Source organism: Micromonospora sp. NBC_01392, from assembly GCF_045040125.1.
GTDB lineage: Bacteria > Actinomycetota > Actinomycetes > Mycobacteriales > Micromonosporaceae > Micromonospora.
Window position 1 is genome coordinate 3303504 of the sequence record NZ_CP109549.1, and the last position, 26136, is coordinate 3329639.

The 26136-nt window shown below is 74.6% G+C and carries 23 protein-coding genes; 15 read left to right on the forward strand and 8 right to left on the reverse strand.

Annotation, left to right across the window (positions count from 1 at the left end):
• Positions 1-26 precede the first annotated feature (26 nt).
• From OG767_RS14750 to OG767_RS14765, 4 genes are read left to right on the forward strand one after another with little or no spacing between them, the layout of a single operon-like run.
• On the forward strand, positions 27-980 hold the full coding sequence (locus OG767_RS14750; RefSeq protein WP_281940522.1) for a TauD/TfdA family dioxygenase: 954 nt from the start codon (positions 27-29) through the stop codon (positions 978-980).
• A 1-nt stretch (position 981) separates the two neighbouring features.
• The gene (locus tag OG767_RS14755) at positions 982-1170 is read left to right on the forward strand and encodes an MbtH family NRPS accessory protein (protein ID WP_043324625.1); all 189 of its coding nucleotides are present in this window, start codon (positions 982-984) and stop codon (positions 1168-1170) included.
• The gene (locus OG767_RS14760; protein WP_405093922.1) at positions 1167-4289 is read left to right on the forward strand and encodes a non-ribosomal peptide synthetase; all 3123 of its coding nucleotides are present in this window, start codon (positions 1167-1169) and stop codon (positions 4287-4289) included. Before OG767_RS14755 ends, OG767_RS14760 begins: the two co-directional genes overlap by 4 nt.
• Positions 4289-9775, forward strand: coding sequence for an amino acid adenylation domain-containing protein (locus OG767_RS14765; protein ID WP_405093923.1), 5487 nt, complete (start codon positions 4289-4291; stop codon positions 9773-9775). The genes OG767_RS14760 and OG767_RS14765 overlap by 1 nt, the downstream gene beginning before the upstream one ends.
• 92 nt (positions 9776-9867) lie before the next feature.
• Here the strand turns inward: OG767_RS14765 and OG767_RS14770 are convergent, their stop codons facing one another.
• Entirely contained in the window at positions 9868-10620 is a 753-nt protein-coding gene (locus tag OG767_RS14770; RefSeq protein ID WP_405093924.1) for a GNAT family N-acetyltransferase, read from the reverse strand.
• A gap of 264 nt (positions 10621-10884) precedes the next feature.
• Between OG767_RS14770 and OG767_RS14775 the strand changes: the two genes are divergently transcribed.
• Positions 10885-11172 (forward strand): DUF2277 domain-containing protein, encoded by a 288-nt coding sequence (locus OG767_RS14775; protein WP_405093925.1) that lies wholly within the window; start codon positions 10885-10887, stop codon positions 11170-11172.
• A 116-nt stretch (positions 11173-11288) separates the two neighbouring features.
• Here the strand turns inward: OG767_RS14775 and OG767_RS14780 are convergent, their stop codons facing one another.
• On the reverse strand, positions 11289-11897 hold the full coding sequence (locus OG767_RS14780) for a TetR/AcrR family transcriptional regulator (RefSeq protein WP_405093926.1): 609 nt from the start codon (positions 11895-11897) through the stop codon (positions 11289-11291).
• Positions 11898-11951: 54 nt separating this feature from the next.
• On the opposite strand from OG767_RS14780, the gene OG767_RS14785 reads away from it, so the two are divergent.
• Positions 11952-12719 (forward strand): SDR family NAD(P)-dependent oxidoreductase, encoded by a 768-nt coding sequence (locus tag OG767_RS14785; RefSeq protein ID WP_405093927.1) that lies wholly within the window; start codon positions 11952-11954, stop codon positions 12717-12719.
• A gap of 9 nt (positions 12720-12728) precedes the next feature.
• On the opposite strand, the gene OG767_RS14790 is transcribed toward OG767_RS14785, so the two are convergent.
• The 3 genes from OG767_RS14790 to OG767_RS14800 are packed head-to-tail and all read right to left on the reverse strand — an operon-like array spanning position 12729 to position 15147.
• Positions 12729-13946 (reverse strand): hypothetical protein, encoded by a 1218-nt coding sequence (locus OG767_RS14790; RefSeq protein ID WP_405093928.1) that lies wholly within the window; start codon positions 13944-13946, stop codon positions 12729-12731.
• 42 nt (positions 13947-13988) lie between these two features.
• On the reverse strand, positions 13989-14501 hold the full coding sequence (locus OG767_RS14795; protein ID WP_405093929.1) for an NUDIX hydrolase: 513 nt from the start codon (positions 14499-14501) through the stop codon (positions 13989-13991).
• Between the two features lie 25 nt (positions 14502-14526).
• The gene (locus OG767_RS14800; RefSeq protein ID WP_405093930.1) at positions 14527-15147 is read right to left on the reverse strand and encodes a hypothetical protein; all 621 of its coding nucleotides are present in this window, start codon (positions 15145-15147) and stop codon (positions 14527-14529) included.
• 106 nt (positions 15148-15253) lie between these two features.
• Here OG767_RS14800 and OG767_RS14805 point away from each other — a divergent pair, with 106 nt between their 5' ends.
• Complete coding sequence (locus OG767_RS14805; protein ID WP_405093931.1) at positions 15254-15991, forward strand: methyltransferase domain-containing protein; 738 nt, start codon at positions 15254-15256, stop codon at positions 15989-15991.
• Positions 15992-16056: 65 nt separating this feature from the next.
• On the opposite strand, the gene OG767_RS14810 is transcribed toward OG767_RS14805, so the two are convergent.
• A complete protein-coding gene (locus OG767_RS14810) occupies positions 16057-16653 on the reverse strand; it encodes a DUF4291 domain-containing protein (RefSeq protein WP_405093932.1) in 597 nt (198 codons plus the stop codon).
• A 74-nt stretch (positions 16654-16727) separates the two neighbouring features.
• Between OG767_RS14810 and OG767_RS14815 the strand changes: the two genes are divergently transcribed.
• Positions 16728-17222: a type II toxin-antitoxin system PemK/MazF family toxin gene (locus tag OG767_RS14815; RefSeq protein ID WP_405093933.1), complete on the forward strand. Its 495-nt coding sequence runs from the start codon at positions 16728-16730 to the stop codon at positions 17220-17222.
• Between the two features lie 60 nt (positions 17223-17282).
• Here the strand turns inward: OG767_RS14815 and OG767_RS14820 are convergent, their stop codons facing one another.
• Positions 17283-17918, reverse strand: a complete 636-nt coding sequence (locus tag OG767_RS14820) for a GGDEF domain-containing protein (protein ID WP_405093934.1) — start codon at positions 17916-17918, stop codon at positions 17283-17285.
• A gap of 220 nt (positions 17919-18138) precedes the next feature.
• Between OG767_RS14820 and OG767_RS14825 the strand changes: the two genes are divergently transcribed.
• The 5 genes from OG767_RS14825 (at position 18139) to OG767_RS14845 (ending at position 22703) form a co-directional block, all read left to right on the forward strand.
• Positions 18139-18396, forward strand: a complete 258-nt coding sequence (locus OG767_RS14825; RefSeq protein ID WP_107155466.1) for a DUF397 domain-containing protein — start codon at positions 18139-18141, stop codon at positions 18394-18396.
• A 105-nt stretch (positions 18397-18501) separates the two neighbouring features.
• Positions 18502-19389, forward strand: coding sequence for a helix-turn-helix transcriptional regulator (locus OG767_RS14830; RefSeq protein WP_107155467.1), 888 nt, complete (start codon positions 18502-18504; stop codon positions 19387-19389).
• Between the two features lie 94 nt (positions 19390-19483).
• Entirely contained in the window at positions 19484-20329 is an 846-nt protein-coding gene (locus OG767_RS14835) for an SAM-dependent methyltransferase (RefSeq protein ID WP_405093935.1), read from the forward strand.
• Positions 20330-20401: 72 nt separating this feature from the next.
• A complete protein-coding gene (locus tag OG767_RS14840) occupies positions 20402-21823 on the forward strand; it encodes a protein kinase domain-containing protein (RefSeq protein WP_405093936.1) in 1422 nt (473 codons plus the stop codon).
• Positions 21824-21941: 118 nt separating this feature from the next.
• A complete protein-coding gene (locus OG767_RS14845) occupies positions 21942-22703 on the forward strand; it encodes a DedA family protein (protein ID WP_405093937.1) in 762 nt (253 codons plus the stop codon).
• On the opposite strand, the gene OG767_RS14850 is transcribed toward OG767_RS14845, so the two are convergent.
• A complete protein-coding gene (locus OG767_RS14850) occupies positions 22688-24043 on the reverse strand; it encodes an alpha/beta hydrolase family protein (protein ID WP_405093938.1) in 1356 nt (451 codons plus the stop codon). The two genes, OG767_RS14845 and OG767_RS14850, sit on opposite strands and share 16 nt — an antisense overlap.
• Positions 24044-24262: 219 nt before the next feature.
• Here OG767_RS14850 and OG767_RS14855 point away from each other — a divergent pair, with 219 nt between their 5' ends.
• Both OG767_RS14855 and OG767_RS14860 read left to right on the forward strand, forming a co-directional pair.
• Positions 24263-25099: a hypothetical protein gene (locus OG767_RS14855; protein WP_405093939.1), complete on the forward strand. Its 837-nt coding sequence runs from the start codon at positions 24263-24265 to the stop codon at positions 25097-25099.
• Positions 25100-25115: 16 nt separating this feature from the next.
• Positions 25116-26087: a pirin family protein gene (locus tag OG767_RS14860; RefSeq protein ID WP_405093940.1), complete on the forward strand. Its 972-nt coding sequence runs from the start codon at positions 25116-25118 to the stop codon at positions 26085-26087.
• Positions 26088-26136 lie beyond the last annotated feature (49 nt).

Consider the following 26136-nt stretch of genomic DNA (forward strand, 5'->3'; position numbering starts at 1 on the left):
CCGACGGAACAAGGAGACACCGCACCATGAGCGAGACAACCGCCACGCTCCCGGTGGTCGTCGAGAACGACGGCCGGGCGCTGACCGACCTGATCGCGGCCCGGCGCGCCGAGCTGCGGGACACGCTCGTCGCCAGCGGCGGGCTGCTGTTCCGCGGCTTCGACCTCGGCGGCGTGGACGGCTTCGACGCCGCCGTGCGCGCGCTGGCCGGCGAGCCGCTGACCTACACCGAGCGTTCCTCGCCCCGGCACTCCATCAAGGGCCGGGTCTACACCTCGACCGACTACCCGCCGGACGAGGAGATCTTCCTGCACAACGAGAACTCGTACCAGGCGCGGTGGCCGTTGACGTTGTTCTTCTACTGCGTCACCCCGCCGGAGACCCGGGGCGCCACCCCGCTGGCCGACGTGCGCCGGGTGTACGAGCTGATCGACCCCGCGGTCCGGGAGGAGTTCGTCAGGCGTCGCTGGATGCTGATGCGCAACTTCCACGGCGACTTCGGCACCCGCTGGCAGGAGGTGTTCAACACGGAGAGCCGGGCCGAGGTGGAGGCGTACGCGGCGGCCAACGGCATCACCGTGGAGTGGGTCGGCAAGGACGGCCTGCGCACCCGCGCGGTCCGGGACGCGGTGCACCACCGGCCCGGCTCGGACACGCCGCGCTGGTTCAACCACGCCACCTTCTTCCACCTGAGCACGCTGCCGGCGGACTACCAGGAGGGGCTGCTGGCCATGTTCGGCGCCGACGGGCTGCCGTCGAACACCTACTACGGCGACGGCGGCGAGATCCCCGCCGACGTCATGGACCACCTGCGGGCCGCCTACCGGGCGGCCACGGTCCGCTTCGACTACCAGCGCGACGACGTGCTGGTGGTCGACAACATGACCGCCGCGCACGGCCGGGAGCCGTTCACCGGCCCCCGCAAGATCGCCGTGGCGATGGCCGAGGCGTACACCCCCGACACCGCTGGAGCGAACTGACATGGCCGAATCCCGATTCCTGGTCGTCCGCAACGACGAGGAGCAGTACTCGATCTGGTCGGCCGACCGGGAGCTGCCCGCCGGCTGGCACGACACCGGCTTCGCCGGCAGCCGCGAGGAGTGCCTGGCCCACGTGGACGAGGTCTGGACCGACATGCGCCCCCGCTCGGTACGCGAGGCGCTCTCATGAGCCAGCAGGAGTGGACGTTCCCGGCCTCGTACGCCCAGGAGCGGGTGTGGATGGCCAACCAGCTCGACGCCCGCTCGCCGGTGTTCAACGTCTCCATCCCGTGGGCCTTCCCGGCCGGCGTGGACGCCGAGGCGGCGAGCGACGTGGTCAACCGGATCGTGGCCCGGCACGAGACGCTCCGGACCCACCTGCGGGTCGACGACGGCGCGCTGGTGCAGGTGGTGCGTGCCCACGAGCCGGTGCCGCTGCCCACCACCGACCTGAGCCACCTGCCGGCCGACGAGCGGCTGGCCGAGTTCGAGCGGCTCCGCACCGACCTGGCCCGCACCCCGATCCCGCTGGACGCGCCGCCGCCGTGGCGGGCCCGGCTGATCCGCCTCGACGACGCCTGGGCGCTGGCGTTCGTGGCCCACCACGCGGTCTTCGACAGCCACTCGGCGGTGCTGTTCCACGCCGAACTCGCCGCGTTCTGCGAGGCCGCGCGCACCGGCGCCGAGCCCGCCGTGCCGGAGCTGCCGATCCAGTACGCCGACTTCGCGGTCTGGCAGCGCCAGCAGCTCACCGGCGCGGAACTGGACCAGCAGCTCGCGTTCTGGACCGGCCACCTGGCCGGCGCCCCGGCGGTCACCGGCCTGCCGCTGGACCGGCCCCGCCCGGCTCAGCTCGGCTTCGCCGGTGACGAGGTGCGCTTCACGCTGCCCGACGGGCTGCTCGACCGGGTCGGCGCGCTGGCGCTCGGCGCGCAGGCCACCCCGTACATGGTGCTGCTGGCCGGCTTCGCGGCGCTGCTGTCGCGGATCTCCGGTGAGACCGACGTGGTGGTCGGCGTCTCCACCGCGGGCCGTGACAACCCGGAGCTGGCGTCGCTGATCGGAATGTTCGTCAACCCGGTGGCGCTGCGCTGCGACGTCTCCGGCGACCCGACCTTCGCCGACCTGCTCGGCCGGGTGCGCAACGGTCTGATCGACGCCATGGAACACGGGCAGACCCCGTTCCAGAAGATCGTCGAGGCGGTGGACCCGCAGCGTGACCCGTCCGTGCAGCCGATCTTCCAGACCGCGCTGAACTGGATCCCGGACTCCGGCCTCGACCCGATCGAGCTGGGCACCACCAAGGACGACCTGGCGTTCGACATCACCACCGGCGAGTGCCGCCTGGTCTACCGGACCGCGCTGTTCGACCACGCCAGCGCCGAGACGGTGGCGCGGCGCTACGTGCGGCTGCTCACCGCCGCGGTGGCCGAGCCGGAGCGCCCGGTCGGCGCGCTGCCGCTGCTCACCGACGACGAGCGGGACCTGGTGCTGCGCGCCGGGGCCGGCGCCACGCACGACCTGCCGGCGGCCACCGTCACCGACGAGGTGCAGCGGCAGGCCGCCGCCACCCCGGACGCGCCGGCGTTGGTCTGCGACGGCGTGACGCTCAGCTACGCCGAGCTGAACACCGCCGCGAACCGGCTGGCCCGGCTGCTGGTGGCGCGTGGCGCCGGCCCGGAGACCCGGGTCGCGCTCGCCCTGCCCCGCTCCTGCGAGCTGGTGGTGGCGATGCTCGCGGTGCTCAAGTCCGGCGCCGCGTACGTGCCGGTGGACACCGCGTACCCGGCCGGGCGGATCGCCTACCTGCTGGCCGACGCCGCTCCGGCGCTGGTGGTGGCCACCGCGGACACCGCCGCGTCGGTGCCCGGCGACGCGCTGGTGCTCGACGGGGAGATCGGCGCGGACCAGCCCGGCGACGACCTCACCGACGCCGACCGGGTCGCCGCGCTGCGTCCCGACCACCCGGCGTACGTGCTGTACACCTCCGGCTCCACCGGCCGGCCGAAGGGCGTGGTGGTCGAGCACCGGGCGGTGACCGCCTACCTGGCCTGGGCCCGGGCGACCTACCCGGGGCTGGCCGGCACCGCGTTGCTGCACTCGCCGGTCTCGTTCGACCTCACCGTCACCGGCCTGCTCGGCACGCTCACCGCCGGCGGCACGGTCCGGCTCGCCGCGATCGACTCCCCGGCCGCGCGGGCCGGTGGCCGGCCGTCCTTCCTCAAGGTCACCCCGAGCCACCTGCCGCTGCTCGACGGCGAGCTGTCGCCGACGGTCGACCTGGTGATCGGCGGCGAGGCGCTCAGCGGCGAGCAGCTCGCCGGCTGGCGGTCCGCGCACCCCGACGTGGCGGTGGTCAACGAGTACGGCCCGACCGAGGCCACCGTCGGCTGCGTCGCGGCCCGGATCGCCCCCGGCGAACCGGTCCCGCCCGGCCCGGTGCCGATCGGCACGCCCACCTGGAACACGGGCGCGCTGCTGCTCGACGCCGCGGGCCAGCCGGTCCCGCCGGGCGTGGTCGGCGAGCTGTACGTCACCGGCGCGCAGCTCGCCCGCGGCTACCACGACCGGCCCGGCCTCACCGCCGAGCGCTTCCTGCCCTGCCCGTACGGCCCGCCCGGCGCGCGCATGTACGCCACCGGCGACCTGGCCCGCTGGCGTCCCGACGGCACGCTCGACTACCTGGGCCGCCGCGACGACCAGGTCAAGGTGCGGGGCATGCGGATCGAGCTGGGCGAGGTCGAGGCCGCGCTGCTCGCCCACCCGGACGTACGGGCCGCCGCCGCGGCGGTGCGCACCGACGGTGGCGAGCCGACGCTGGTCGGCTACCTGGTCGGGCCCGCCCATGAGGACTCGGTCCGCGCCGAGCTGGCCCGCGAGCTGCCGGCGCACCTGGTGCCGGCCGCCCTGGTCCGGCTGGACACGTTGCCGTTGACGCCCAACGGCAAGCTGGACCGCGCCGCGCTGCCCGCCCCGGCGGCCACCGAACCGGCCGAGGACAGCTACGTCGCCCCGCGTACCGAGGCCGAGGCGCTGGTCGCCGAGGTGTACGCCGACATCCTCCAGGTGGAGAAGGTCGGCGCGCTGGACGACTTCTTCGCGCTCGGCGGCAACTCGCTGCGCGGCATGCGGGCGATGGCCCGGATCCGCGCCGAGGTGGACGTCGACCTGCCCATGCGGGCGCTGTTCTCCAGCCCCGTGGTGGCCGACCTGGCCGGCCAGATCGAACAGCGGATCGCGGCCGAACTCGACGGCCTCTCCGACTCCGAGGTCGCCGCGCTGCTCGCGGCGGAAGAGGGAACCAACTGATGACCGACCTGAAGGATCCGGCCCGCGAGGCGGCCCGGCAGGCGCTGATCGCCAAGCGGTTGCGCGCCCGCCAGTCCGCCCCCGCGGCCCGGATCACCCCCCGGCCCGACGGCGCGCCGGTGCCGCTGTCCTACGCCCAGGAGCGGGTCTGGTTCATGGACCAGATCGCCCCGGGCGAGGCCGCGTACCACATCGCGGTGCCGCTGCGGGTGCGTGGACCGCTCGACGTCGACGCGCTGCGCGCGGCCCTGACCGCGCTCGCCGCCCGGCACGAGTCGCAGCGCACCCGCTTCCCGGCCGACGCCGACGGCCGCCCCACCGTGGTGGTCGCCGACACCCCGGACGTGCCGCTGACCGTGGTGGAGGCGCCCGACGAGACCGCCGCGCAGGCGCTCGTCGACGCCGCGGCGGCCGAGCCGTTCGACCTGGCGCACGGCCCGCTGCTGCGCGCGCTGCTGATCCGGCTGAACGTCGAGGACCACGTGCTGTTCCTCGGTCAGCACCACATCGTCGGCGACGGCTGGTCGGTGGACGTGCTGCTGCGCGACCTGATCACGCTGTACTGGGGCGGCGAGCCGCCGGCCCTGCCGATCCAGTACGGCGACTTCGCCGTCTGGGAGGCCCAGGAGCTGGACGGTCCGCAGGCCCGGGCGCACGTCGACTACTGGAAGCAGCGCCTCGCCGGCATCACGCCGCTGGAGCTGCCGCTGGACCGGCCCCGCCCGGCCACCCAGACCTACCGGGGCGACTTCGTCGAGTTCCAGCTCGACCCGGCGGCCACCGAGGCGCTCAACGCGCTCACCCGGGACAGCGGCGGCACGCTGTTCATGACGCTGCTGTCGGCGTACCAGGTGCTGCTGGCCCGGCACGCCGGTCAGGACGACTTCGCGGTCGGCGCGTCGGTGGCCGGCCGGTCTGCGCCGGAGCTGGAGAACGTGGTCGGCATGTTCATCAACATGCTGCCGCTGCGGGCCGAGCTGGCCGGGGACCCGACCTTCACCGAGCTGCTGGCCCGCACCCGGCGCAACGTGCTCGACGGCTTCGAGCACGCCGAGGTGCCGTTCGCCAAGGTGGTGCACGAGCTGGGCCTGCCGCGCGACGTGAGCCGCTCGCCGGTGTTCCAGACCATGTTCGTGCTCCAGAACTACGAGATGGGCCGCTTCCGCGGCGTGTCCCGCTCCGACGAGGTCACGTTCGAGTGGACCCCGATGGAGTTGCAGGCCACCCGGTTCGACTTCGAGCTGCACGCGGTGGAGACCGTCGACGGGCTCTGGGGCAAGCTGGTCTTCAACACGGACCTGTTCGACCGGGCCACGGTCGAGCGGATGGCCCGGCGGTGGACCGCGCTGCTGGACGCGATCGTCGCCGCGCCGGACACTCCGGTGTCCCGGCTGCCGCTGCTGTCCGACGTCGAGCGGGAGCTGCTCGCCGGCTGGAACGACACCGCGGCGGACTTCCCCCGCGACGAGACGCTGCACGGCCCGGTCGAGGAGCGCGCCGCCATCACCCCGGACGCGGTCGCGGTCACCATCGACGGGACCAGCCGCACGTACGCGGAGCTGAACGCCGAGGCCAACCGGATCGCGCACCGGCTGCGCGCGGCCGGCGTGGGCCCGGAGACGCTGGTCGGGGTGTGCGCGGAACGCTCGGTGGAGCTGGTCGCCGGCCTGCTCGGCGTGCTCAAGGCCGGCGGCGCCTACCTGCCGCTGGACCCGGAGTACCCGGCGGACCGGCTGGCCTTCATGGTCACCGACGCGGACGCGCCGGTGGTGCTGGTCCAGTCGCACCTGCGCGACGTGCTGCCGGCCACTTCGGCCACCGTGCTCGACCTCGACGACGCGGCGGTCTGGGCCGACCAGCCGACCACCGACCCGACGCCGGTGGCCGGACCGGAACACCTGGCGTACGTCATCTACACCTCCGGTTCCACCGGCCGCCCGAAGGGGGTGCCGAACACCCACCGGGGCATCGTCAACCGGCTCGACTGGATGCAGCGGACCTACGGTCTCGGCGCCGACGACGCGGTGCTCCAGAAGACACCGGCCAGCTTCGACGTGTCGGTCTGGGAGTTCTTCTGGCCGCTGCGCACCGGCGCCCGGCTGGTGCTGGCCAAGCCCGGCGGGCACAAGGACGCCGGCTACCTGCGCGACCTGCTGGTGTCCGAGCGGATCACCACCACCCACTTCGTGCCGTCGATGCTGACCGTGTTCCTGGCCGAGGAGGGCGTCGAGGCGGCCACCGCGCTGCGGCGGGTGATCTGCTCCGGCGAGGAGCTGCCGCTGACCTCGGCGGTCGACTTCACCGCCCGGCTGCCCTGGTGCGGCCTGCACAACCTGTACGGCCCGACCGAGGCGGCCATCGACGTCACCTCCTGGGCGTGTGAGCCGGACCGGCTGGCGCAGGTGACGAGCGTGCCGATCGGCGCGCCGATCGCGAACCTGCGGCTGCACGTGCTCGACGCGTCCGGGGCGCAGTGCCCGGTCGGCGTCGCCGGTGAGCTGCACATCGGCGGCGTCGGCCTGGCCCGCGGCTACCACCGGCGGCCGGCGCTGACCGCGGAGAAGTTCGTTCCCGACCCGTTCTGCGGCGAGCCGGGGGCCCGGCTCTACCGCACCGGCGACCTGGCCCGCTGGGTCGTCGGGCCGGACGGCGCCGGGGTGATCGAGTTCCTCGGCCGGATCGACCACCAGGTCAAGCTGCGCGGCCTGCGCATCGAGCTGGGCGAGATCGAGAGCGCGCTGCGCGAGCAGCCCGACGTCACCGAGGCCACGGTGATCGTCCGCGAGGACAGCCCGGGCGACAAGCGGCTCACCGCGTACCTGGTGGGGGCGGCCGAACACGCCGCGCTGAAGGCGGCGCTCAAGGACACGCTGCCGGAGTACATGGTGCCGGCCGCGTTCGTCACGCTCGACGCGCTGCCGCTGACCCCGAACGGCAAACTCGACCGCAAGGCGCTGCCCGCGCCGGTGGTCACCCGCGAGGCGTCGGTGGCGCTCGTCGAGCCGCGGGACGACACCGAGCGGGCCCTCGCGGCCATCTGGTCGGAGGTGCTGGGCGTGGAGACGCTCGGCATCGACGACGACTTCTTCGACCTGGGCGGGCACTCCATGCTCGCCACCCAGGTGGTCGCCAAGATCCGCAAGGCGGAGCTGGGCGGCCGGGCGGTCGGCGTGATGGACCTGTTCCAGAAGCGCACCATCCGGGACCTGGCCGCGTTCATCTCCGGTGACGCCACCCAGGAGGGGCCGCGCCGGCTGCTCTACGAGCTGACCAAGCCGATCCCGGTGGCCAAGCGGGTGCTGACCTACGTCTGCGTCCCGTACGGCGGCGGCAGCGCCATCGTCTACCAGCCGCTCGCGGACGCGCTGCCGGCCGGGTACGGGCTGTGGTCGCTCGCCATCCCCGGCCACGACGTCGGTCTCACCGAGGACGCGCTGCCGTTCGACGAGCTGACCACCCGGGTCGCGGACGAGATCGTGGAGCGGGTCGAGGGCCCGATCGCGCTCTACGGCCACTGCGGCGTGGGCAGCGCGATCGTCGCCGAGGTGGCCCGCAAGGTGGAGGCGGCCGGCCGGGACCTGGCCGCCGTCTACATCGGCGCGATGTTCCCGTTCGCCCGCCCGAAGGGCCCGTTCGCCGCCGCGCGCAACCGGCTGGAGCAGCTCCGCAGCAACAAGCACTACGCGAGCTGGCTGAAGTCGATGGGCGTGGACACCGACGAGCTGGACCCGGAGCAGGCCGACCGGATCATCAGCAACATGCGGGCCGACTCCCGCGCCTCGGAGGAGTACTTCACCCGGCTGCTGGACCGGCAGGCGACGAAGCTGCGCGCGCCGATCATCTCGGTGGTCGGCTCCGAGGACCCGGTCACCGACTACTACCGCGAGCGGTACGCCGAGTGGCAGTTCCTCAGCGACACGCTCGGGCTGGTGGTGCTCGACCAGGCCGGGCACTTCTTCCTCAAGTACCGCGCCGAGGAGCTGGCCGAGATCGTCACCCGTACCCACCCCGCGGTGGTGGCCGGTGACCTCACCGGACTGGATCCGGCGGCCCGGGGCGAGGACGCCGGCTGGGCGGTGCACGACATGCTCCGGGTCGGCGCGGACCGCAAGCCGACCACCACGGTCAAGCCGAGCATGGGCCGGTTCCTGGCGGTCACGATCGGGCAGCTCGTCTCCAGCACCGGGTCGGCGCTGACCGCGTTCGCGTTGCCGATCTGGCTGTTCAACCGCACCGGCTCGGTGGCCGACCTCGGTCTGCTGTGGGCGTTGGCGCTGATCTGCGGCGTGCTCATGCTGCCGGTGGCCGGCGCGCTGGTCGACCGGGTCAGCCGGCGCCGGATCATGATGCTGGCGAGTTCCGTGGCCGGTTCGGTGCAACTGGTGCTGGCCGCCCTGCTGTGGACCGACAACCTGGTGCTCTGGCACATCTACCTGCTGGTGGCGTTCAGTTCGGTGGCCGGGTCGTTCCAACGGATCGCGTTCCAGTCGGCGGTGCCGCAGCTCGTGCCGAAGCGCTACCTCGGGCACGCGATGGGCATCACCCAGCTCTCCACCGGTGTGGCCACGCTGCTCATGCCGGCGTTCGCCGCCGGCCTGCTCGCCGCCATCGAACTCAAGGGCATCCTGATCGTGGACGTGGCCAGCTACGTGGTCGCGGTGCTCACGCTGGCCGTGGTCCGCTTCCCGGACCTGCTCGGCTGGCGGCCCCGGGAACGGCTGCTGGTGGCCATCGCGAACGGCATGCGCTACTCGTGGCAGCACCGCGGGTTCCGGCTGATGCTCGGCTACTTCGCGCTGGGCAACATCTTCCTGGCGCCGGCGCTGGTGCTGACCACCCCGCTGGTGCTGTCGTTCGGCAGCCCGACGCAGGTGGCGCAGGTCGCGCTCGCCGAGGCGGTGGGCGCGGTGCTCGGCGGCGTGCTGATGTCGCTGTGGGGCGGGCCGCGCAAGCGCCGGATGATCGGCGTGCTGATCGGCAACCTGGGCACCGCGATCGGCTGCGTGCTGATCGGGCTGGACGCCTCGATCGTGATGATCTGCGTGGGCTTCTGCTGGCTGGCCATGGCGATGACCACCGCGCAGTCGATCTACGCGACCATCGTCCAGGTGAAGGTGCCGCAGCGTTTCCACGGTCGGGTGTTCAGCCTGAACCAGACCATCTCGTGGTCCACGCTGCCGATCGGGTTCGCGCTGCTGGCGCCGGCCGCCACCGCGCTGTTCGAGCCGATGCTCGCCCCGGGCGGGTCGCTGGCCGGCAGCGTGGGCGAGGTGATCGGCACCGGTCCGGGCCGGGGCATCGGCTTCGCGTACGTCTGCTTCGGGGTGATCCTGATCCTGATCACCCTGGGCGGCTTCGGGATCCGGTTGCTGCGTCGCTTCGACCTGGAGGTCGAGGACTCCCTGCCGGACGACCTGATCGGCGCCCAGGAGCGGGAGAAGCGCCTGGCCGCCAAGGCGGAGACCCGGGAGGCTGTCCCGGTCTGACCGGGCCTGTTCCCACCCCACGCGGTTGATCAAGGAGTTCGCGTCGGTTCCCGAGCCCGGGGCCGACGCGAACTCCTTGATCGTCGGGGGGTTCAGTTCATGACGAGGTAGAGGCGCTCACCGGCGGGCCGGTAGCCGACGCGCTGGTACACCCGCCACGACTCCGCGCCGCCGGCCTCCAGCCAGGCGACCTCGGCCCCCGCGGCGAAGAGCCGCCGGGTCGTCTCGGCGGTGATCGCGCCGGCCAGCCCCCGGCGGCGGTAGGGCTCGCGGACGGCGATGCCCGCCACCTCGCTCACCCCGTCGGTGGGCCGGGCCGCCCCACCGCCACCCAGGCAGGCGCCGGACCCGGCGACCGCCATGACGGCCACGCCGCCGGCCCGCTGCTGGCGCCGGAGTCGGGCGACGTCCGCGGCGGAGGCAGACGCGGCCTCCCCGAAGGCGTCGTTCTGCGCGCCGATCAGCGCGGCCCGCTGCTCGTCGTCGCCCGGTTCGACCAGTGCGACGTCGTCGGGCGTGGGTGGTGTCCGCAGGGTGTCGGGCACACAGAGCAGGTAGGTGTGCCGGGCTTCCGGGACGAACCCGGCGGCGAGCAGCAGCGACTCCAGGGCGGGGGCGCAACTGGCGACGTACTCCAGGCGGGGGCGACGACCCGCCGCCCGGAAAGCGTCGATCAGCGCGGTGACGTCGGCCGCGGTGACGGCCTCGCCCGGACGCGGCGTGGCGTAGTTGATGTGCGGGCTGACCGTGGTCGGGTCGATACCCACCACGAACGGCCCCACTTCCAGGGCCGCGGGTCGCGTCGACAGGGTGGCGACGACGCTCCGTTGGACGCGAGCATCCATGATCAACTTAGCACCTCGAGGCAGGAGAGAAACGACGGTGGACGGACATGCGTCGGACCGCCGAACCGTTGCCGTACGGCGCGACGGGTCATCCGTCGCGCGGTCGACACTCAGGCGGCCGCTCGGCCTACCTGGATCACAGGCGTCATTCCCTCATGCGCAGTGCCACGCCGATCGCGTGGTCGGGCAACGGTGCCGCACCCGGCGGCGGCCTGTCAAGCCTCGGTCGGTGCGGGTGTCGGTGCGGGCTGGCATGGTGGAGGCATGTGCCGGAACATTCGCGTGCTCCACAACTTCGAGCCGCCCGCGACCGATGACGAGATCGAAGCCGCCGCCGTGCAGTACGTGCGCAAGGTCAGCGGCGCCACCCGGCCGTCCGCGGCCAACCAGGCGGCGTTCGACGAGGCGGTCCGTGCCGTCACGGCGGCCACCCGGACCCTGCTGGACAGCCTCGTGACGACGGCGCCGTCCAAGGATCGCGAGGTGGAGGCCGCGAAAGCCAAGGCGCGTGCCGCCGAGCGGTACGGGCCCCGGGCCGCGACCTCCGGCTGACGGCTCCCGGTCGGGCGTCGCGGCCCCGCCGGCCGCGTGGCCGTTCCGACGTGCGGCTCGGGGCGAACGCCCAGGCCGATCTCGGACCAGCCGCATCCCGTCGACCAGGCCGGTGGTCAGGAGTCGCCGGTCCGGAGGGTGTCGTCGCCGAAGGCCGCCGCCAGCGCGGTCGCGATCAGGTCGGGCAGGTCGCTGCGGCCGTCGTCCTGCGCCCACCGCACCAGCGCGATGTGCATGGCGGCCAACGCGGCGCCGGCCGCCGCCGCGGCCCGGAACGCCGCCTCCGGCTCGCCGGCCTCGTCCCCGAGGCCGGCCACGATGGCCTGTTGCAGCGCGTGGTGGTTGTCCAGGTGCCGGGCCCGCAGCGCGGGCGTCGAGATCATCAGCCGCAGGCGGGCCAGCAGGAACCGGTCGTCCTCCGTGACCAGCGCCCGCGCCGAGTCGATGAGTGCGCTGCCGATGCGACGCACGAGCGGCTGGCCGGCCGGCGTGGCGGCGATCCGGGCCGCCACCAGCGGGCCGTTCTGGTCGACGAGGACGAGATCCTCCTTCGTGGGGAAGTGCCGGTACACCGTCATCGGCGACACGCCCGCCGCGTCCGCGACGTCGTTGACCGTCGTGCCGTCGTACCCGCGCTCCGCGAACAAGCGCACCGCGTGCGCCTGGATCATCCGCTGCGTCTCCGCCCGGCGCTGCGCGCGCAGCGTGGAGTGCCGCTCTCTCATGTGGTAGACACTATCGTAGTGATAGTGACTACCATATTGGGAGCGGCTAACATCATGACTGAGCTGAGGGGCCGGACCGCGCTGGTGACCGGCGCGTCACGCGGCATCGGGCAGGTCGTCGCGACCCGGCTGGCCGCGCGCGGAGCGGCCGTCGTGGCGCACTACGGCACGGACCGCGGCGGCGCCGAGGCGACGGTCGAGCGGATCACCCGGGCCGGCGGCACGGCGTACGCCGTGCGCGCGGAACTCGGCGTGGACGGCGACGTCGAGACGCTGTTCACCGGCGTCGAGGCCGCCCTGGCCGGCCGGCCGCTCGACATCCTCGTCAACAACGCGGCGGCGCCACCGGTGGGGCCGCTCGGCGCCACCACCCCGGCCGCCTTCGACCACCTGTTCGCGGTCAACGTCCGCGCGCCGTACTTCATCATCGAGCGGGCGTTGCCGCTGTTCCGCGACGGCGGCGGGCGGATCGTCACGGTCTCGTCCGCGGCGACCCGGATGGCGAACGCCACCCAGACCTCGTTCGCCATGACCAAGGGCGCGGTCGAGACGATGACCCGGACCCTGGCCAACCAACTCGGCGCGCGGGGCATCACGGTGAACGCGGTCGCGCCCGGCGCCACCCGGACCGCCACCAACGGCCCCGCGTTCTCCACGCCCGGCCTGGTCGAGCTGATCATCGGCATGACGGCGCTCGACCGGCTGGGCGAGCCCGACGACATCGCCGACGTGGTCGCCTTCCTCGCCTCGGACGCCGCGCGCTGGGTCACCGGGCAGGTCATCGACGCGAGCGGCGGCCTGTTCCTGGGCCCGCGCGCCTGACGGTCAGCCTCACCCGGCCTCGTCGGCGGGGACCTCCGCCGGGTCCGTGACCCACGCGGAGTAGACGGGCAGGGCGTGCCACGGACCGCCGGCGGTGTCCGTGGCCACCGCCACCACCGCGTACGGGTGGCCGAAGCGCAGGTCGGCGACCCGGGCCACGCCCTCCGGAGGCAGCCCGGCCACCATTCCGAACGCGGTCACCGCGGCGGCCTCGAAGCCGTAGCGACCGAACCGGGCCACCGCCGACTGCGCCGCGGAGAACGGCGGCTCGGCCAACCCGAGCAGTCCCCCCAGCGCCCGCGCCGCCGCGTCGAAGCCGAACCCGGCCGCCGTCAGGTCGTGCCGGCTCTCCGCCGCCCAGCACGGCAGCACGGCGGTGGCGCGCTCCTCCCGGCCGTCCCGGGCGAACGTCCGGGTCGGCTGCTCGCGCACCGTCCAGAGCGGGCTCTCGCCCAGCGGCAGGTCGAACAACGACCGCTGCCCGGGCACCGGCCCGTCCGGCACGTCGGCGACGGTCACGGCCACCTGCTGCGCGGCGGCCAGCACCACGTCGGACGGCACCTGCGGCGCGGCGGCCACGGACACCACAAGCATCCCGGCGCCGTCGTCGCCCGCGCGCGCCGGCGCCACGTGCACCGCGACGTCACCGGCCCGCTCGGTGCCCACCACCGCGCAGCGGTGCCCGACCGGGGGCGTCCGCAGCACCTGCCGCAGCCGGTCGGCCCACGCGCTGCCCGCGCCCAGCTCCCCGGCCGGCGCCAGCTCGAACGGGTCGGCCCAGGACACCCGGGTGGCCAGCGCGCTCGCCAGGACGAGCAGCGTCTCCGGCGCGACGTCGACCGGGAACCGCCGCACCAGGCCGCCGGTGCGTTCCCGGGCCCACGCGTCCAGCGCCGCCTGGTCCGGCAGTGGTCCGCGCTCGGTCTGCTCGGGCAGGCCGGCCCGCCACCGGGTCAACTCCTCGAACGGTGTCCGCTCCCACAGCGCGGTGGCCGCGGCGACCATCGGGTGCGGCGCGGCCAGCAGCGCCCGGGCCGACGCGGCGGCGTCGTCCGGGTCGACCCCGAGCGCCTCGCCGAGCGTCGCCCGGGCCTGCCCGGTGGCGGCCGGACCGGTGAGCGCCAGCAGCAGCCAGGCGCCCAGCGGCGACGCGACGTGGTGGGTGTCGCCGGCGGCGGTGTGCAGCCGCTCGGCGTACCGGGCCAGGGGGGTGTGGAGTGGATTCACCCGTCCCACTCTGCCGGTTGACGCGCCCGTCGGCACGCCGGCTCAGGACCACAGTTCGAACGGCTCGTCGATCTCCTCGCCGGCCAGGAACGTCGGCAGCAGCTCCGGCAGTCGGCCGGGATAGCAGCGCGGCCGCTCCGCGAGCACCTCGGCCACCGGCCACCAGCGGAATCCGAAGTAGTCCTCCACCTCGTAGTCCATCCGCTGGGCGCCGTCCACATCCGGCCCCGGCCCGGGCAGCCGCACCGGCACCACCACCTCGTCCTGGAGGTGCCGGCGCTGCCGGTGCCGGAAACTGGCCCGCCGCCGCCAGGTGGGCGCGCCTATTTCCTCCGGCGCGACCACGATGCCCGTCTCCTCGCGCAGCTCGCGCACCGCCGCCTCCCGGTACGTCTCACCCGGGTCCAGCCCACCGCCCGGCAGTTCCCACCACACGCCCAGGTCGGAATGCTCCGGGTCGCGGGTGTGGAACAGCAGCAGCCGGTCGGCGGCGTCGAGCACCACCAGCCGCACGGCGCGGCGCTCGAACAGCGGCAGATCGCGTGGCAACTCCATGCCGGGCAGCGTAGACAGGCCCCGCTCAGCGCTTCCGGGAGCGGAAGGGGACCCGCGTGACCCGTGCCGCCACGGTGGGCGCGGCCTGTTCGGCGCCGCAACGGGGACAGCGCACGCGGACCCCGGGCGGCCGTCCCGGCGCGCGCAGGCGCTGGCCGCACCGGCAGGCGAACACCACCGACCGCACCATCCGCAGGTACTCCGCCCGGTCCCGCCGGGGCCACCGGCCGTGGCAGCGCCGGCACAGCCGCGGCGGAAAGCTGTGGTACCAGGCCATCGCGGCGGCGCCCGCGAGCATCAACGCCCCGGACACCGCGAGGCCCAGCGGCGCGGCCAGGGCCGGCAGCGCCGCCGCCGGATCACCCGCCCACGCGGTACGCACCCCGACCGCGACGAGCAGCACGACCACGGGTACGCCGAGCACGGTCGCGGTGAATCCCCACCCGAACACGATCACGCCGAGCACGAACACCGTCGTGGCCCGCCGCGGCGCCCACCGTGCCACGCCGTACCCACCGCAGCGCGGACAGTCCGGCGGGGCCGGATGCGGCACGGACCGCAGCACCCTCGGGGCGAGCCACCCGAGAAGCAGCTTCATCAGCTCCTCGGCCAACTTCGTGACAAGCGCCTGAAGGAATGCACCCACGGTCGTCCCCCTCACCCCTCTGCCATCGTGGCGACCGGAGGCGGGTGGGCCGAGCGTGGCGCGTGACGGTCATCCGACACCGTCCGGATCTGGGAGGATGGCGGCCATGTCGCAACTGTTCGGGGAGACGGCCGGCACGTACCACGAGGCCCGACCGGGCTACCCGACCGCGCTCGCGGACGCGATCCGCGCCTACCACGGCGGCGCGCCCGGCACCCTTGTCGAGATCGGCGCCGGCACCGGGCTGGCCACCGCCGTGCTGCTCGGTCTCGGCGCGACCACGACCTGCGTCGAGCCGGACGCGCGGATGGCCGGCGTGCTCGCCGAGCGGTTCCCGGGCGTCCACGTGGTGACCGCGAGCTTCGAGCAGTGGCCCCCGCCGGCCGGCGGCGTCGACGTGCTGGCCTGCGCGATGGCCTGGCACTGGCTCGACCCGGCCACCCGCAACCGGCGCGCGCACGACGCGTTGCGTCCCGGCGGCACGCTCGCCGTCCTCAGCCACCGCTACGCCTACGTCGAGGCGGCGCAGGCCGAGGCGATCCGCGCCGCGTTCACCGCCGCCGACCCGGACGACCGGGGCGACCGGGCCGACGGCTGGTTCCACGACGACATCGTCGACAGCGGCTGCTTCACCGACCTGCGACTGTCCCGGTTCCGCCGGTCGGTGCCGCTGGACACCGCCGCCTACCTGCGGCTTGTCGACACGTTCTCACCGCAGTTGCGCCGCCCGCCCGAGCTGCGTGAGCGGGTCCGCGCCGCGGTCGGCGCCGCGGTCGACGGCTTCGGCGGCACGGTCCTGCTGGACCTGCGCACCACGCTCGTCCTGGCCCGCCGCCCGGGCTGACCGCCACCCGGACCGCCGTCGGGGTGTCGCTGGTCCGGCCCGGCCCGGCCCGCCGGCCCGGACGGTCAGTCGGCGTCGATCACCCGGGCCACCTCCGGCGGCAACGGGTACGGCCGTTCCCGCGGGAGCAGCGCTGCCGCGCCGGCCTCGTCGCCGGCGGTGAGCCGACCGTGCACCGACCGGGCCAGCGCGGTGACGTCGGTGAGGCCGACCAGCCACTCGTCGACGTACCGCCGGACCGCCTCGCCGGAGAGTCCCACCTGCACCGACCGGTGGGACAGCGGGGCCAGCAGCAGCGACCGTTCCGGGTCCCACTGCACGCGGACCGGGCTGGCCCGCAGGGCCCGACGCCAGGCGTCCCGGTCCGGGTGCAGCCGCGGGTCGTGGTCGCTGAGGCAGGCGTGCCGAAGCGCCCACTCGAACCCGGCGCGGCTGATCTCGACCGCGAGCACCCGTTCCTGGCCGGGCTTGAGCGCCCAGCCGCAGCGGTACATCATCCAGCGGAACGACGGCTTGATCCAGGTCATCCGCTCCCGCTTGAACGGCGGCACGAACCGGCCGGCGGCCAGCGCCGCGTCGGCGATCTCCGCCGGGTACGCCTGGTAGACGGTGACGGTGCCGTCGGTGAAGGCGGCCCGGATCTGGTGGCGGGGAACGGTCACCGCTGCATGGTGGCGAACCGGGCGGTGGGCCGCCACCGGTTTCCCCCGCGCGCCGACCCGCTAGGCTGCCGGCCGTGGCAGGTCTGTTGAGGAACGTGGCGTCCCGGCTGGGTCGGATCACCGGGGGCGCCGCCGCGCCGGCCCGCCCGGGCGGGCCGATCCCGGCCCAGGTCGCGCGCCGGCGCCAGGTCAGCGCGTTGCAGCGCCGCGAGCTGTCGTACGCGCCGGAGCCGGACGGGCAGGCCGACCCGGGGGAGATCGTCTGGACGTGGGTGCCCTACGAGGACGACCCCCGGCAGGGCAAGGACCGGCCGGTGCTGGTGGTGGGCCGGCAGAGCCGCACGCTGTTCGGGCTGATGTTGTCCAGTCAGGGCGAGCGGGACGGCCAGCGGCACTGGCTGTCGCTCGGCCCGGGGGAGTGGGACCGGGACCGACGGCCGAGCTGGGTCCGCCTGGACCGGGTGCTCACCATGCGCGAGGACAGCATCCGCCGGGAGGGCGCGGTGCTGGACCGGCCCCGGTTCGAGCGGGTCGGCCAGGCGCTGCGCACCGGCTACGGCTGGCGCTGAGCCACCGGTCCGGAGTCCACGCCCGCCCGGAGGACCGGCCGGCGCTGACCGTGGGGCGGGTCAGTGCTCGGCGACGAGTTGGCGTGGTGGGCGGACGGCACCGAGCGTCTTCGCCTCGTACATGGCGGCGTCGGCGCGGCACAGTGCGTCCGCGAGCTGGGCGGGGCCGTGCACCGGGGCGAGCCCGACCGAGGCGGTGACCCGGATGCTGCGCCCGCCGAGCGGGATCGGCGCGGCCAGCGCCTCGCAGAGCCGGCGGGTGGCGTGCTCGATCCAGCGCCGGTCGGCGGTGGGACTGGCCAGCAGGCCGGCGAACTCGTCACCGCCGAGTCGGGCCACCAGGTTGTTGCCGGCGAAGGCGGCCAGTCGTTGGGCCACGCTGACCAGGACCTGGTCCCCGGCGGCGTGCCCGTAGCGGTCGTTGACCTGTTTGAAGCCGTTCAGGTCGAGCACCACCGCCACCAGCGGCTGCCCGGCGGGATCGGTGAGCAGGGTGGCGGCCAGCCGGAAGAAGGCGCGGCGGTTGGGCAGCCCGGTGAGCGGGTCGTGGCTGGCGGCGTGCCGCTCGGCGGCCAGCTCCGCCTGGAGCAGTTCCAGCTCGGCCTCGGCGCGTACGGCCCGGCGGCGGAGCTGCCAGGCGGAGAGCAGCGCGCCGGCGGCGGAGATGCCGGAGGCGACGGTAATCGGATCCGGCACGCGCCCTCCTCACCAGTCCCCGGCCGCGCGCAGCGGCTTCCGAGGGCCGGGTTCAGGTCACCGAAAGTGAGCGACCCGGCACACCGTAGTTCGGTTATCATGCTCGCTGTCCATTGCAGATGCAATAGCAGATGCACGTGCATTCCAAACCTCAGTCGACAGACGTCGCCACCCACCGCACCTCCCCGCGGCCTCGGCTGGCTCTTCCCGAAGGACGCCCATGCAATCGCCCCCGAATGGCGTACCCGTGACCGAGTTGCCCCCGATGCAGTGGTTGAAGAGTCGCCGCAGCAATCCCAGCGGAAACTGCGTCGAGCTGGCCGAGCTGCCCGGCGGCAGCGGCATCGCGGTACGCAACTCCCGCCACCCCGACGGGCCGGCGTTGATCTACACCGTGGACGAGATCGAGGCGTTCGTGCTCGGCGCCCGGGACGGGGATTTCGACCACCTGATCCCGCCGTCCCGTGGACGGGACTGATTCCACCGTCCGGAGGAGTTCACCTCACTGTCGGTTCATGGCATGCTTACTCGTCGGCCGGGAGGGCACCCGGTCGGGGAGCAGCCGGGATGCGAGGGCGGTCAGGTGGTCACGGTGCCCGTCGAGGGTGGACCGACAAGTGGTCCCACGGTGCTGCGCATGCTGCTCGGCGCGCAGCTGCGCCGCCTGCGGGAGGGCGCCGGGGTCAGCCGGGAGGGCGCCGGCTGGGAGATCCGCTCCTCCGAGTCCAAGATCAGCCGGATGGAGCTGGGTCGGGTCGGGTTCAAGGAACGCGATGTCGCCGACCTGCTCACGCTCTACGGCGTCACCGCGCCGGACGAGCGCGCCGCGCTGCTCAAGCTGGCCCGGGACGCGAACAGCCCGGGCTGGTGGCACCGCTACGGCGACGTGCTGCCCGCCTGGTTCCAGTCCTACCTCGGGCTGGAGGCCGCCGCCGCGCTGATCCGCACGTACGAGGTGCAGTTCGTGCCGGGCCTGCTGCAGACCGCCGCGTACGCGCGAGAGGTGATCCTGCTCGGGCACCGCGGCGCCGCGCCGATGGAGCTGGACCGACGCGTCGACCTGCGGATGGAGCGCCAGGAGCTGCTGCGTCGCGCCAACCCGCCGCAGCTGTGGGCGGTGCTGGACGAGGCGGTGCTGCGTCGGCCGATCGGCGGCGCCGCGGTGATGCGCGAGCAGTTGGACGCGCTGATCGAGGCGACCGCCGCGCCGCACGTGCGGCTCCAGATCGTCCCGTTCACCGCCGGCGGGCACGCGGCCGCCAGCGGCGCCTTCAGCATCCTGCGCTTCGGCGACGAGGACCTGCCGGACATCGTCTACATCGAGCAGTTGACCAGCGCCATCTACCTCGACAAGCGCGACGACCTCGACTACTACGCCGAGGCGATGGAGCGGCTGTGCGTCGAGGCCGCGCCGCCGGAGCGCACCCCGGAGCTGCTGGCCCGGGTCCGCGACGAGCTCTACCCGGCCTGACCCCCGCCGCGGCGGGCTATACCATGACCGACGACCGGAGACAGTGGACGCACGTCCGCCCCGCAACGGTGGCGTGCGAGTCGTGGAGGCGGCCTTGACCAGCGAGACGAGCGGCACGGCGACCGAGCCGGGCCACCCGGCCGACCGGATCGACACCTCGGTGGCCCACCCGGCCCGGCGGTACAACTACTGGCTCGGCGGCAAGGACAACTTCCAGGCCGACCGGGAGTCCGGCGACGCGATGGCCGCCGCCTTCCCGACGATCCGGCTCAGCGCGCTGGAGAACCGGCGGTTCCTGCGGCGCGCGGTCCGGCACCTGGCCGCCGAGGCGGGCATCCGGCAGTTCCTCGACATCGGCACCGGCATCCCGACCGCGGACAACACGCACGAGGTGGCCCAGGCCGCCGACCCGCGCGCCCGCGTGGTCTACGTCGACAACGACCCGATCGTGCTGGCCCACGCCCGGGCGCTGCTCACCAGCTCACCCGAGGGCGCCACCGCCTACCTCGACGCGGACCTGCGCGACCCGGAGAAGATCCTGGCCCACCCCGACCTGCGCCGCACGCTGGACCTGTCCGAGCCGGTCGCGTTGATGCTCATCGCGGTGCTGCATTTCGTGCCGGACCCGGACGACCCCTACGCCACGGTCGCCCGGCTGCTGGACGCGCTGCCGGCCGGCAGCTACCTGGTCGCCTCGCACGCCACCCACGACCACCTGCCGGTCCCGCTCGCGAACGAGGCGAGGGCGGCGGCCCGGGGCGGCCCGCACGGCACCATCAACCTGCGTGGCCGGGACGAGTTCGTGCGCTTCTTCGACGGCCTCGACATGGTCGAGCCGGGCGTCTGCTCGGTGGCCGAGTGGCGCGCCGACGGCGAGCCCGAGCCGCGGCCCTCGGCGGCCGACGTCAGCATGTACGGCGGGGTGGCCCGCAAGCCCTGACCGACGCGCCGCCCGGCCCGAGCCGGATGCGGGTTGGTGCGGCCCGGGGGTGGCCGGGCAGACTGGGGGATCATGTCGCCGTTCACGCCCGACCTCCGGCTGCACGACCGGTACATCCTGCGCGAGCGCATCGGGCTCGGTGGGATGTCCGAGGTGTGGCGCGCCGACGACGAGGTGCTGCACCGCCCGGTCGCGGTCAAGGCGCTCGCCGGCCGGCTCGCCGCCGACCCGCAGCTGCGCGCCACCATCCAGCGTGAGGCCCGCGCCGCCGCGCGGCTCACCCACCCGCACGTGACCCAGGTGTACGACTACGGCGAGGCCACGCTGCCCGGCGGGGTGGTCACGCCGTACCTGGTGATGGAGCTGGTGGCCGGTCAGACACTTGCCGACCGGCTGGCCGGTGGGCCGCTGGCCTGGCCGGACGCGCTCCGTACGGCCGGGCAGGTGGCCGCCGCGCTGGCCGCCGCGCACCGGATCGGCGTGGTGCACCGGGACGTGAAGCCGGCCAACGTGATGCTCACCGAGACCGGCGCGAAGGTGCTCGACTTCGGCATCGCCGCGCCGGCCGGCCCGCACCAACCGGCTGCCGGGCCGGCCGGCGAACCGCTGGCCGGCACCCCGGCCTACTTCGCCCCGGAACGACTCGATCCCGGGCCCACCCATCCGGCCGGCGACGTGTACGCGCTCGGCGCGCTGCTCTACCGCAGCCTCACCGGTCGGCCCCCGCTGCCGGTGCGGACCTGGGACGACGTGGTCGACCTGCGGGACCGGCGTCCCCCGGTGCCGCCGCTGCGGGTGCCCGGGCTGCCCGCCGACGTCGCCGACCTGGTGCTGGCCTGCCTTGCCCTCGATCCGGCCCGGCGACCCACCGCCGCCCGGGTCGCCGACCGGCTCGGCGCCGGCCGCCCGGTCGACCCGCCGACCGCGGTCCTGCCCACGGTGTCCCGGGTGGCGCACCCCGCCACGTTGATCGCGCGGCCAGCCGGGGCGGCCCGCCCGGTCCCGCCGACCCGCCCGGAGGTCCCGCCGAACCGGCTCACCGGCGTGCTGGTCGCCGGCGCGGTGGTGCTGCTGCTCGCGCTGGTCGGCGCGTTGGTCTTCGACAGCCGCTCCGGGACGCCGCGGGCCGCCACGCCGCCGGCCGTGGCCCCACCGTCCGCGCCCGCGTCGAGCAGCGCCCGCCCGGCGCCGACGCGCGTCGCGCCGTCGTCGGCGGCGGCCGAGCCGGTCACCGCCCGACAGCTCGCGGACCGCTTCACCGCCCTGCTGGACCGCGCCGAGGCGGCCCGGCTGATCGACCGCAAGACCGCCGACGACCTGCGGAAGAAGGCCGCCGAGCTGGACCGGGGCAAGCTCAGGGACCGCGCCAAGCGGGTCGAGGACCTGCACGAGCGGATCGAGGACGCGGCCGAGGACGACAAGCTCGACGGCGCCACCGCCGCCGCGCTGCGCCGACTGCTCGACGCCTACGACCGGTTGCGTGGCGGCGGCTGACCGGCCGGCGTCGGACGGTCCGGCCGGGTAACCGCGACCCGGCCGGGTGACCGCGGTTCGACCGTAACCGGTGCCGCTTTCCGTGGTCGCCGGCCGGGTCGCCCCGTACCGTGGTCGGATGATCGGAAACGCACAGCTGCTCGCCGGCCCCCGGGTGAGTGCCGCGCGGGCCGCGGAGCCGGCCGGCGAAGGACCCGTCGGCTGGGTCACCGGCCTGGTGGAACGCCTCGGCGGCCCCGGGGCCGGGCTCGCGGTGGCGCTGGAGAACCTGTTCCCGCCCATTCCCAGCGAGGTCATCCTGCCGCTGGCCGGGTTCACCGCCAGCCAGGGCCGGATGAGCCTGTTCGGCGCGATCGCCTGGACCACGCTCGGGTCGGTGCTGGGCGCGCTGGCGCTCTACTACGTCGGGGCGGCGCTCGGGCGGGACCGGATGCGCGCCCTGGCCGGCCGGCTGCCGCTGATCAAGCTGGCGGACGTGGACCGCACCGAGGCGTGGTTCCTGCGGCACGGCGTCAAGGCCGTGTTCTTCGGCCGGATGATCCCGATCTTCCGGAGCCTGATCTCGATCCCGGCCGGCGTGGAACGGATGCCGGTGCCGGTGTTCCTGCTCTTCACCACGCTGGGCAGTCTGATCTGGAACACCGCGTTCGTGCTCGCCGGCTATCTGCTGGGCGAGAACTGGCACGTGGTCGAGGCGTACGTCGGCACGCTCCAGAACGTGGTCATCCTGGCGGTCGTGGGCGGCGTCGGCTGGTTCGTGGTGAGCCGGGTCCGCCGCAACCGCCGGTCCACCCCGGACGCCCCGGAGGCCCCGCCCCGGTCGGGCACGGTCTACCGGGGCGGCTGGTACGGCACCGACGACGATCAGCAGGCCGGGTAGAGGCGGCGGGTGCCGGTGCCGGCGGTCCAGGCGGCCGGGTCGCTGAACCGGCAGCCGAAGCCCGGCGCCGCCACCGCCCGGGGGTCGGTGACCGGGTCGCCGGCCGGGCGCTGGCCGGTGCGTACCCAGCGGGTCAGGTCGTCCCAGGCGGCGCCGGCCTCGGCGGGGCTGAACTCGCAGTGCTGCGTGCTCCGCACCGCCCGCTGCACCAGCAGCCGGGACCGGCCGTGCCGGGCCACGTCGCGGGCGTACGCCTGCTCCATCCGGAACGGCACGAAGAGGTCACCGAGGCCGTGCAGGCTGAGCACCGGCACGGTGGGGCGGCCGGCGATCCGGGGCACCTCGGTCAGGCCGGGGGAGAGCCGCTCCCGGAGGTTCTCCGGCGCGACCCGCTGCACGGTGGCGTTCAGGTCCACCGGCTGGTTCGGGGCGTACCTGGTGAACAGGTTCGTGGCGAGCTGGCCGGGCCGCTGGGCGGGGGAGTCGCCGCCGTTGGTGGTGGCGATGCCGAACAGGAAGTCCTTCCACACCGCGAACGCCGCGTCCGCGCCCGGCCGGACGCCGCCGGAGCGGGCCACGGTGACCGCGCGCAGCTGCCTGCCGAGCGCGTTGGTGGTGTCCGGGCCGGTGGGCGTGAGGCCGGCCAGCCCGGTCGCCACCTGGATGCGGGGGACCGCGTTCGTCAGGTAGTCGGCCGGCGGTGGGTAGGCGCGCACGCCGGTCAGCGCCTGCGCGACCAGGTTGTAGTCGAGCAGGTAGTCGAACAGCTCCTGGTCGCCGAGCACTCCGCACATCGGCAGCGCGCCGGCGTAGTAGCCCGGGTACTGCTCCAGCGAGCGGCCGATGACGTGCCCGCCGAGGGAGACGCCGGCGATGAGCACCCGGTGCGGCCGTCGCACGGTGCGGGCGAACAGGTCGGCGAGGGCCCGGGTGCCGAGCACGCCGGAGCGGACGTCGTAGCCGTTGCGGTCGTACGAGGAGGACGCCCAGGCGTACCCCTGGGACAGCAGGCGCTGCCGCAGGTCGAACGCGGGCGGCTCGGGGGAGAGTTCGGTGCCCTGGCCGCGGTAGCCGTGCGCCCACATCACCAGGTCGCCGTTCCACTTCGCCGGGACCTCGACGACGTAGCCGGCGTGCGCGTGCACGCCCTGCCGGACGGTGGTGGCGGCGCCGTCCACGACCAGCGGCGGCAGCGGCGGGTTGACGATGGTGTAGCCGGGCAGCGGCTGGCTGCCGTCGTCGTGGCCGGCGGCGTGCGCGGGCGCCGCGCCGACCAGACCGAGCGCGAGCGCGAGCGCGGCGCCGGCGGCGAGCAGCCGGCGGGTGGGTGAGGTCTGCATCGCTGCTCCCCGGGGACGGGTGCCGCCCCGGGGCGCGGGACGGCGGGGCGGGACGGATGCCTACCGGCCGGTAGCGACCTGAACCTAGGCCCGAGGTTGAGGACTGTCAATCACTGACCGGTCGCTCGGTCGACCCGTCCGGCCACAGTGGCCGCCGGAATGAACCGTGGCGGAAACGGAGACGTATGACCCGGTGGGGACCGGCGAGAGGGGACGACCATGACGGCATCCGGGGACGACGCTGACCGGCCCGACACACGGTGGTCCGGCGCCGCCCGCTGGCTGTCCGCCGCCGCCGTGCTGGTGGTCGTGCTCGGCGCGGTGGCGGTCGCGGTGACGCTGTCCAATCCGGCCCGTCTCGGGGTGGTCTTCTCGGGCGGCCCGCCGCCCTCGCCGGCCGCCGACCCGGGCGGCTCCGGCGGTGTCGGCGGCGCCGAGGTGGCCGCCATCGAGACGCTCACCGCGCCGCGCGGGGACCGACGGCGGGCCGACTTCGAGCTGGTCGACGGCCTGACCAGCTTCACGCTGCGGGCCGCCGACCTGGGCGACGACCTGTACCGGATCGGCGCGCCGGACGACGCCGGCGTGACGCCCCGCCCGCGGGTGGACGGTGACCGGGTCCGGCTGCGGATCGTCGAGAACGGCCGCGCCGGGCCGGCCGCCGTCGAGGTGGTGCTCAACGCCCGGCTGACCTGGCGGGTACGACTTGTCGGCGGCGTGCGTGAGCAGCGGCTCGACCTGGGCGCGGCCCGGCTCGCGGGGATCGAGCTGATCGGCGGCGCGTCGCGTACCCGGTTGCGGTTGCCCCCGCTCGACGGCACGCTCACCGTGCGGATGACCGGTGGGGTCAGCGAGCTGACGGTGACCGTGCCGGGCGGGCCGCCGGCCCGGGTGCGGGTGGCGTCCGGCGCCGGCTCGCTGGCCGTGTACGACGAGCGCCGCGCCGGCATCGCCGCCGGGGACGTGGTCAGCTCACCGGGCTGGGACCGGGCGGCGGACCGGCTCTACCTCGACCTGGTGGCCGGCGCGAACGCGGTGAGCGTCACCGCGGACTGAGCGTACAGTTCGGGCGGTGGACCGTACCGAATCGTTGCCCGCGCAGACGCTCCCACCCGGCGTCGGCGCCACCGACCCGGGCAGCGTGCTGCTGCCCGGCCACGACGTGCCGCTGGGCCGCTACACCACGGTGCGTCGGCTGCTGCCGCAGCGGCAGCGGCGGATGGTCGGCGCGTGGTGCTTCGTCGACCACTTCGGCCCGGACGACGTGGCGCAGCGGCCCGGCATGGAGGTGCCGCCGCACCCGCACACCGGCCTCCAGACCGTCACCTGGCTGCTCGACGGCGAGATCCTGCACCGGGACAGCCTCGGCAACGTGCAACCGATCCGCCCCGGCCAGCTCAACGTGATGACCTCCGGCCGGGGCATCGCCCACTCGGAGCGCTCACCGCTGGTCCACCCGCCGCTGATGCACGGCGTGCAGCTCTGGGTCGCGCTGCCCGACCCGGCCCGGGCCGGCGACCCGGACTTCGCCCACCACGCCGAGCTGCCCCGGTGGCGCGACGGCGACCTGGAGCTGACGCTGCTCGTCGGGGAGTTCGGCGGGGAACGCTCACCGGCCGTCGCGCACACCCCGCTGCTCGGCGCGCAGCTCGAGGCGCGCGGTCCGGCGGCAGCCACGCTGCGGTTGCGCCCCGACTTCGAGTACGGGCTGCTGGCGATGTCCGGCTCGGCCGAGGCCGACGGGGTGGCATTCGCCCCGGGGTCGCTGCTCTACCTGGGCGCCGGCCGGACGGCGCTGACGGTGGGCGCCGCGCCGGGCAGCCGGCTGCTGCTGCTCGGCGGCGCGCCGTTCGACGAGCCGCTGGTGATGTGGTGGAACTTCGTCGGTCGCTCGCATGAGGAGGTCGCCGCCGCGCGGGAGGACTGGATGGCCGGTCGCCGGTTCGGCACGGTCGCCGACGACGCCGCCCCGCCGCTGCCCGCGCCCGCGCTGCCCACCACCCGGCTCAAGGCCCGCGACCGCAGCGGCGACGTCCGCGGCTGAGGCACGTGCCGCCGGACACACTTTCCGGAATCTCACCCGTTCGGCTGAT

What these genes read in the sequence shown, in the direction of transcription:
- OG767_RS14750 (WP_281940522.1), top strand. Translation starts at nt 27, where the DNA reads ATGAGCGAGACAACCGCCACGCTCCCGGTGGTCGTCGAGAACGACGGC.
- OG767_RS14755 (WP_043324625.1), top strand. Translation starts at nt 982, where the DNA reads ATGGCCGAATCCCGATTCCTGGTCGTCCGCAACGACGAGGAGCAGTAC.
- OG767_RS14760 (WP_405093922.1), top strand. Translation starts at nt 1,167, where the DNA reads ATGAGCCAGCAGGAGTGGACGTTCCCGGCCTCGTACGCCCAGGAGCGG.
- OG767_RS14765 (WP_405093923.1), top strand. Translation starts at nt 4,289, where the DNA reads ATGACCGACCTGAAGGATCCGGCCCGCGAGGCGGCCCGGCAGGCGCTG.
- OG767_RS14770 (WP_405093924.1), bottom strand. Translation starts at nt 10,620, where the DNA reads ATGGATGCTCGCGTCCAACGGAGCGTCGTCGCCACCCTGTCGACGCGA.
- OG767_RS14775 (WP_405093925.1), top strand. Translation starts at nt 10,885, where the DNA reads ATGTGCCGGAACATTCGCGTGCTCCACAACTTCGAGCCGCCCGCGACC.
- OG767_RS14780 (WP_405093926.1), bottom strand. Translation starts at nt 11,897, where the DNA reads ATGAGAGAGCGGCACTCCACGCTGCGCGCGCAGCGCCGGGCGGAGACG.
- OG767_RS14785 (WP_405093927.1), top strand. Translation starts at nt 11,952, where the DNA reads ATGACTGAGCTGAGGGGCCGGACCGCGCTGGTGACCGGCGCGTCACGC.
- OG767_RS14795 (WP_405093929.1), bottom strand. Translation starts at nt 14,501, where the DNA reads ATGGAGTTGCCACGCGATCTGCCGCTGTTCGAGCGCCGCGCCGTGCGG.
- OG767_RS14805 (WP_405093931.1), top strand. Translation starts at nt 15,254, where the DNA reads ATGTCGCAACTGTTCGGGGAGACGGCCGGCACGTACCACGAGGCCCGA.
- OG767_RS14825 (WP_107155466.1), top strand. Translation starts at nt 18,139, where the DNA reads ATGCAATCGCCCCCGAATGGCGTACCCGTGACCGAGTTGCCCCCGATG.
- OG767_RS14840 (WP_405093936.1), top strand. Translation starts at nt 20,402, where the DNA reads ATGTCGCCGTTCACGCCCGACCTCCGGCTGCACGACCGGTACATCCTG.
- OG767_RS14845 (WP_405093937.1), top strand. Translation starts at nt 21,942, where the DNA reads ATGATCGGAAACGCACAGCTGCTCGCCGGCCCCCGGGTGAGTGCCGCG.
- OG767_RS14850 (WP_405093938.1), bottom strand. Translation starts at nt 24,043, where the DNA reads ATGCAGACCTCACCCACCCGCCGGCTGCTCGCCGCCGGCGCCGCGCTC.
- OG767_RS14855 (WP_405093939.1), top strand. Translation starts at nt 24,263, where the DNA reads ATGACGGCATCCGGGGACGACGCTGACCGGCCCGACACACGGTGGTCC.